General features: G+C 62.2%; 5 protein-coding genes. 2 read left to right on the top strand and 3 right to left on the bottom strand.

Translation table 11 applies throughout. The features are described from left to right. Positions 1–328 precede the first annotated feature (328 nt). Positions 329–2,236, bottom strand: a complete 1,908-nt coding sequence (gene dibA, locus AB4Z20_RS25930; RefSeq protein ID WP_258690146.1) for a phosphodiesterase DibA — start codon at positions 2,234–2,236, stop codon at positions 329–331. Positions 2,237–2,382: 146 nt separating this feature from the next. Between dibA and desA the strand changes: the two genes are divergently transcribed. Together desA and AB4Z20_RS25920 are read left to right on the top strand one after the other, a co-directional pair. Continuing rightward, positions 2,383–3,567 (top strand): delta-9 fatty acid desaturase DesA, encoded by a 1,185-nt coding sequence (gene desA / locus AB4Z20_RS25925; RefSeq protein ID WP_214512927.1) that lies wholly within the window; start codon positions 2,383–2,385, stop codon positions 3,565–3,567. Positions 3,568–3,771: 204 nt separating this feature from the next. Further along, positions 3,772–4,761, top strand: a complete 990-nt coding sequence (locus tag AB4Z20_RS25920; protein ID WP_442090942.1) for a GGDEF domain-containing protein — start codon at positions 3,772–3,774, stop codon at positions 4,759–4,761. A 146-nt stretch (positions 4,762–4,907) separates the two neighbouring features. On the opposite strand, the gene AB4Z20_RS25915 is transcribed toward AB4Z20_RS25920, so the two are convergent. Next, entirely contained in the window at positions 4,908–6,125 is a 1,218-nt protein-coding gene (locus AB4Z20_RS25915; RefSeq protein ID WP_253470775.1) for an HDOD domain-containing protein, read from the bottom strand. A gap of 138 nt (positions 6,126–6,263) precedes the next feature. After that, entirely contained in the window at positions 6,264–7,541 is a 1,278-nt protein-coding gene (gene gabT / locus AB4Z20_RS25910) for a 4-aminobutyrate--2-oxoglutarate transaminase (RefSeq protein ID WP_018606645.1), read from the bottom strand. Positions 7,542–7,628 lie beyond the last annotated feature (87 nt).

Raw genomic sequence — 7,628 nt, 5'->3', positions numbered from 1 at the left:
GTGGACGTTGATCTCGGGCGCCCCGTTAACCACGCTGGCCGAACGCAGGCATTGTGGAGTGGGCATCCCGGCATGGATGCCGGGATAGCCGCGCTGGGCCATGGATGGCCCTTCGCGGCGGGCCCACGGAGCAATGCCGGAGTGAGGGCACACCGAGCCTAAGCGAGGTGCCGAGTGGTGGGGCATGAGCGCTTTGGTTACTTTCGCGCTTTTCGAAAGTGACCCGCTGTAAAAGCGGAACCATAAGCCGCCGTTACCGCAGAAATGGATATGTACCCGATCACAAAATCCTGGCCAGCTGTCTGGCCGCCATCAATCCCCCTGACGATCAAGCAATAACCGGCGCCCGCCCCCAATCCAACAGCGCCGCCGCCACGGGCCGACCAAACCAGTAACCCTGCCCCAACTCACACGCCTGTCCAAGCAAAAACACCGCCTGCTCACGCTGCTCGATGCCCTCGGCGTGCACCTGCATCCCCATGCTATGGGCCAGGGCAATGATCACCCGGACGATCGCGGCATCGTCCTCATCCCAAGGCAACCCCGCGACAAAACCCTGATCGATCTTGAGCTTCTGCACCGGCAAACGCTTGAGCCGCAGCAGCGACGAATAGCCCGTGCCAAAATCGTCGATGGCCAGGCGCACGCCCAACTCCCGCAGGCGATGCATCTGCTCCAGCGCCACCTCCGGGTCTTCCATTACCGCGCTTTCCGTCACTTCCAGTTCCAGGCAACCCGGATCCAGGCCCGTGTCATGCAAGACCTGGGCGACCTGGTCATACAACTCACGACGGGCAAACAACCGACTCGATACGTTGACAGCGACAAACGACAGCGCCACGCCGGCCTGCTGCCACTGGCACATCTGCCGGCAGGCCTGGTCCATGACCCAGGCATCGACCTGGGCAATCAGGCCGGTACGTTCAGCGATGGGAATGAACTCGGCCGGCGACACCAATCCACGCGTGGGATGCTCCCATCGCACCAGCGCCTCGACACCGATCAGACAACTGGTCGCCAGGTCGTGGACCGGCTGGTAGTGAACGCGCAACTCCTGTTGCTGCAGCGCGCGCCGCAGTTCGAAGGCAATCTCGACCCGCTGCTGGGCGTGGGCGGTAAGTTCTTCGGTGTACAAGGCGTAGCCGTCGCGCCCGGCGCTCTTGGCCTTGAACAACGCCGAATCGGCATTGCGCAGCAGCTGCCCGGCGCTCAGGGCATCGCCGGGAAACAGGCTGATGCCGATGCTGGCATTGATGAACAATGCGTGGTCATCAAACCGCAGGGGCTCTTTCAAGGCATCCAGGATGCGCCGGGCCAGCGCCGCTGCCTGGCCCGGTTGCGAGCAGTTTTCCACCAGCACCGCAAATTCGTCGCCCCCCAGCCGGGCCAGGGTCACGCCCGGCGCAAAAAGCCCGCAGAACCGCTCGGCCACGCCTTTGAGCAATTCATCGCCCACGTTGTGACCCAGGCTGTCATTGATGTTCTTGAAGTGATCCAGGTCCAGCAGCAACAGGGCACAGCCACGCTTGTGCAACTGCGCCGACGCCAGGGCCTGCTCGGTACGATCGGAAAACAGCAGGCGGTTGGGCAAGCCTGTCAGGGGGTCGTGATGGGCCAGGTAGGCCAGTTCGTGCTCGGAATCCTTGATGGCGCTGATGTCGGAAAACACCGCGACATAATGGCTGACCTCGCCGCTGTCGTCTCGAATGACGCGGATCGTCTGCCATTGCGGGTAGATCTCACCGCTTTTACGCCGATTCCAGATCTCGCCGCTCCACTCCCCCAGGCTGTCCAGGGAGGTAAACATGTCGCGATAGAATTCCGGCCCATGGCGACCGGACTTGAACAGGGAGGGGCGCTGGCCCAACACTTCATCCCGCACATAACCGGTGATCGCCATGAAGGCCCGGTTCACGTGCACGATCAGGCCGTTGCGGTCAGTCACCAACACCCCTTCGCGGGTGCAATCGAAGACGGCGGCAGCCTGGCGCAGGCGCTCTCGATCAACACCGTGCTCGCCCTTGGCGAAAAATCGCGAGATCCGCGCCCGCGCCAGGAAGATCAACCCGGCGCTGAGCAGGACCCAGGCATAGCCGTTGATCAGCAGCCAGCGTTGCCTGTCAGCGAATTGATCGAAGAAACTGCTCAATAAATAACCAATCAGTTGCAGCCAGACGACTGACAACACAAGGTAAAGCAGCGCTACGCGCATGGCACTGCGTTGATGGGCAGGCATTCGGCCATCCATGTCCCTACAGAGAGGTGGGGATTATAGAGGAAGAAACATTCAGCCACTCTTATCTGAAAGGCCGACTGGTTTTATCTGTACGGCCGGTGATAATGCAACGGCTGTTTCTATTTTTATCGAGGGCCCTACAGCCTATGTGGTACGAAGGTTTTCTTGGCTTGTCGGCCTGGTCACTGGTGGCAGTCACCCTGCTGATGACCCACGTCACGATCATTGCCGTCACGGTCTACCTGCACCGTTATTCGGCGCACCGCTCCCTGGAGCTCAACGCCGGCCTCAAACACTTCTTCCGTTTCTGGCTATGGCTGACCACGGCGCAGAACACCCGCGAGTGGACCGCCATCCACCGCAAGCACCACGCCAAATGCGAAACCGTCGACGACCCGCACAGCCCGGTCATAAAAGGCTTGTCCACCGTGCTGCGCAAAGGCGCCGAGCTGTATCGGGCCGAGGCGGAAAACCCGGAAACCCTGCGCATCTACGGCAAGAACTGCCCCGACGACTGGATCGAGCGCAACCTCTACAGCCGCTTCCCGCTGCTGGGCGTGGCGATCATGGGCATCATCGACCTGCTGTTGTTCGGCACCATCGGCATCACCATCTGGGCCATCCAGATGATGTGGATTCCCGTGTGGGCCGCCGGCGTGGTCAATGGCCTGGGCCATGCCGTGGGCTACCGCAACTTCGAATGCCGCGACGCGGCGACCAACCTGGTGCCCTGGGGCATCCTGATCGGCGGCGAAGAGCTGCACAACAACCACCATACCTACCCCAACTCGGCCAAGCTGTCGGTACGCAAATGGGAGTTCGACCTGGGCTGGGCCTGGATCCGGGTGTTCAGTTTCCTGCGCCTGGCCAAGGTCCAGCGGGTTGCGCCGATCGCCCACCGGGTCGAAGGCAAGGGCCACCTGGACATGGACACGGCCATGGCGATCCTCAACAACCGTTTCCAGATCATGGCGCAGTACCGCCGGCTGGTCATCGCGCCGCTGGTCAAGCAGGAACTGGAAAAGGTCGATCACTCGGTGCGTCACCAGTTCCACCGGGCCAAACGCCTGCTGTCGCGGGAAACCAGCCTGCTGGACGACCGTCACCACGTGCGCATCCAGAACATGCTCGAACACAGCCAGGCGCTGAAGGTGATCTACGAGAAACGCCTGGCCCTACAGCAGATCTGGGTCAAGACCAGCAGCAACGGCCACGACATGCTCGCCGCCATCAAGGAATGGGTCCACGAAGCCGAGGCCAGCGGCATCCAGTCCCTGCGGGACTTCGCCGACCAGCTCAAGACCTACTCGCTACGGCCTGCCACGGCCTGACAAAACCACTGTGGCGAGGGAGCAAGCTCCCTCGCCACAGGTTCAACACTTGGCATCTGACTCGCTAAATCCCCCGCCCTTCGTCGCCTGAAAAGGAACTTCGCCCCAAATCCCCTATCTCAAGGAGCACTTCGCCATCCAGGCGGGTTTTGGAGAAAGCGCGTGCGAACCAACAGCAGTGCATGCTCTTTGAGATTTGTGCCGATGGTCGACAAGAACCTACAGGATTACTCCCTACCTCAATGGCCCGAGGCAGCCCAGACGCTCATGGCGCTGATGCATGCCCAGGGTGAAGTGGCGCGCCTGAGCGAGCGTGAGCAGCTGTTCAGCTCGTTGCTGGTCAGCGTCAATGCCGTGCTGTGGGCGTTCAACTGGGAAACCCGGCAGGTGCTGTATGTCAGCCCCGCCTACGAGCGGATCTTCGGCCGCCCCGCCGGCCTGGTCCTGGCTGACTTCAACGAATGGCGCGACGCAATCTACCCCGACGACCTGGAGTACGCCGAGCGCAGCCTGGCCGAGGTATTGGTCAAAGGCGCCGTCGAAGACCGTGAATACCGCATCATCGCCGGCAACGGCCAGATCCGCTGGCTGAGCGACAAATGCTTTATCAACCGCAAGGCCGAGCCAGGGCAACCGGTGATTGTGGTGGGCATTGCCGAAGACATCACCGAAAAGAAGCTGCTGGAAAGCGAACTGCAGCGCCTGGCGACCACCGACGTGCTGACCCAAAGCAGCAATCGCCGGCATTTCTTCGAATGTGCCCACCGTGAGTTCGAGCAGGCACGGCTACAAGGCATGCCCATGGCGTTCCTGTTGCTGGACATCGATGACTTCAAGGTGATCAACGACACCTACGGCCATCAGGAAGGCGATACCGTGTTGCAGAGAATCGCCGAAAGCGGGCGGTCCGTGCTCCGGCGCGGTGACCTGTTCGGGCGGATCGGCGGCGAAGAGTTCGCCGCGGTGTTCCCCGGCTGCCCCCCGGACATGGCGATGCAAGTAGCCGAGCGGTTGCAACGGGAAATCCAGCGCCTGATGTTCCGCTGCGGTGAACAGAACTTCGGCATTACCGTGAGCCAGGGCCTGACCACCATTACCCCCGAAGACCAGTCCCTCGACAGCCTGTTCGCCCGCGCCGACGCGGCCATGTACGAAGCCAAGCGCAAGGGAAAGAACCGTATCATCGCTGCTTGAGTGAGTTGTCCCGCCACTGATCAACTGTGGGAGCAAGGCTTGCCCGCGATAGCAGCGCCTCGGTGTCCACTTGAACCCGAGTTGCCTGCATCGCGAGCAAGCTTTGCTCCCACAAAGCCCGCTCCCACAGGGGTTAGGCGGTGGTCTTACTTACGGCGCAACCGCATCAACTCCGGCAAGCCGATCTTCAGCAACCGCGCCGTTCGGCTACGGGCCAGTTCTTCGAGGCCCTCATGCGCGGGCAGGTGCGCCATCTGTGCCGCCATGTTCATCACCAAGGCCTCACGGGAATACACCCCGCCCCCCAAGCTATAGACCGCCGCGATCAACTCCCGTAGCTCCAACGGCAGACGCCAGCGGGCACGTAACGCCGAGCCGAAACTGGCGCCGAACATGTCCAGCGAGTCGCCGACTTCCTCCGGCTCGTCCAGCTCGCCACCGGCCTGTTTCCACTCTTCCAGGCAGCGCAGCAACGCCAGGTCGCCCAGGCGATGCAACAACCCGGCGCAATAGCAGCGCTCCTGCTCCAGGTCCAGCAAGCGTGCCATCGTCCGGGCGTATTCGGCCGTGTGCAGCGACAGCTCCCAGTAACGTTCGGCATAGTCCGCCAGGCATGGGACGCTGAGCCGGGCGCAGCGTTTGAGGGTCAGGGCGAGGATCAGGTTCATGCTTGGTCCGGAACCCAGCTGGTGTAGCGCCTGGGCCACGGTCTGCACCGGGCCACCGCCCTGATGCTGGGCAGCGCTGTTGGCCGCCGCGATCAGCACCGCGGTGATCTGCGGGTCGGTGCGGATCTCTTCTTCGAGCAGTTTCAGGTCCAGGCCGCCGGGGTTGAGGCTACGCTTGACCGCCACTTGCACATCAGTCATCAAGGGTGCGCCCTCGGACAGGTCACGCCGACGTTCCAGAAAGGTGAGCAAGGTCAACGCCGGCCCCGGAACCGGCGCATCGTTGGAGGTTTCTTCACCGCCACCCACTAGCAACCCCTGCAAACGCTGGGTCAGGTTTTCCCGGTTCAAGGGCTTGGTCAGATACGCGATCGGCGCCAGCGGCAAGACCTCGCGCACGCTGGCGCTGTCGTTGCGCCGGCTCATCAGGATGAACGGCAACGGCGGCGTGCGATGCTGTTGGCGAAGGCCACGCAGAATCGCCAGGCCATCAACCCCCGGCAGCTCCCAATCGGCGATCACCAGGTCGTAGGGATGCTTCGCCAGCAAATCCAAAGCCTCTTTGCCGTCGCCACAAGTGTCCACCCGAGCATCGCAGCGCACACCCGACAACACCTGCTCAAGCAGCTCGCGAGACGCCGGATCGGCCTCGGCGATCAGCACACGGGGTACAGCGGGTAAATCCACAGCAGTCATGCAGCATGCTCCCTTGCCATACTTGCACCTTAGACGTTGGTGGTCGTTCCAGACAGCTCAAAATCCACCAGGCAGTTTCGCGGACATGAAAAAACCCGCCAGAAGGCGGGTTTTTGTGGATCAGCGCACAACCGTCACTCAGAGTTCGGAGAAGCACTCTTCGATGATCGCCAGGCCTTTGTCCAGTTGCTCGTCCGGCGCGGTCAGCGGCACCAGCACCCGCAGTACGTTGCCGTAGGTGCCGCAGGACAGCAGGATCAGACCCTTGTCGCGCGCCTTGGCCACGACTTGGGCTACCGCTGCGGCGTTCGGCTTGTGGGAGTCGCCGTTTTCGAACAGCTCCACGGCGATCATCGCGCCCAGGGCACGCACTTCACCGATGACCGGGTACTTCTTCTGGATCGCCTTGAGGCCGGTCACCAGACGCTCGCCCACAGCCTTGCAGCGGTCCAGCAGGTGTTCTTCTTCGAACACTTCCATCACCGCCAGCGCCGCCGCACAAGCGATCGGGCTACCGGCGTAGGTGCCGCCCAGGCCACCCGGCGCGATGGCATCCATGTATTCGGCCTTGCCGCAGACACCGGCCAACGGGAAGCCGCCAGCGATGGACTTGGCAAAGGTGGTCAGGTCGGCGGCAACGCCCATCTGCTCCATGGCGAAGAAAGTGCCGGTACGGCCGGCACCGGTCTGCACTTCGTCAGCGATCAGCAGAATGCCGTGCTGGTCGCACAAAGCGCGCAGGCGCTTCATGAATTCCTTGGGCGCTACGTAGAAACCACCTTCGCCCTGTACCGGCTCGATGATGATTGCCGCGATGTCACGCGGCTCGGCGTCGTTCTTGAAGATACGCTCGATGCTGGCGATGGAATCGTCGATGCTCACGCCGTGCAGTTCGTTCGGGTACAGCGCACGGAAGATGCCGCCTGGCATCAGGCCCATGCCGGCCGAGTACGGCACGACTTTACCGGTCAGGCCCAGGGTCATCATGGTGCGACCGTGGTAAGCGCCGGTGAAGGCGATCACACCGGCACGGCCCGTGGCGGCGCGGGCGATTTTCACGGCGTTTTCCACCGCTTCCGAACCGGTGGTCACCAGCAGGGTTTTCTTGGCGAAATCTCCCGGCACCTTGGCGTTGATTTTTTCGCACAGTTCCACGTACGGCTCGTAGGCCAGGACCTGGAAGCAGGTGTGGGTCAACTTGTTCAACTGTGCAGTCACGGCGGCGATGATTTTCGGGTGCACGTGACCGGTGTTCAGCACGGCGATGCCGCCGGCGAAGTCGATGAACTCACGACCTTCAACATCGGTTACCGTGGCGTTCTTCGCCGATTCGGCAAAGATCGGGTGAATCTGGCCAACACCGCGTGGAACAGCGGCGGTACGGCGGGCCATCAGGTCTGCGTTGGTCTTGCTCATTAAAATGTCCTCATTCGCAGCTCAGGGCGGCGTCGTTCAAGGAGTACATGGCGGGGAGGCAACTGCGACAGCATGCGATGATCGACT

Source organism: Pseudomonas sp. KB_12 (assembly GCF_052114545.1).
Classification (GTDB): domain Bacteria; phylum Pseudomonadota; class Gammaproteobacteria; order Pseudomonadales; family Pseudomonadaceae; genus Aquipseudomonas; species Aquipseudomonas brassicacearum.
The sequence above is the reverse complement of the archived record's forward strand: the minus strand, read 5'-3'. Positions and strand labels throughout refer to the sequence as shown.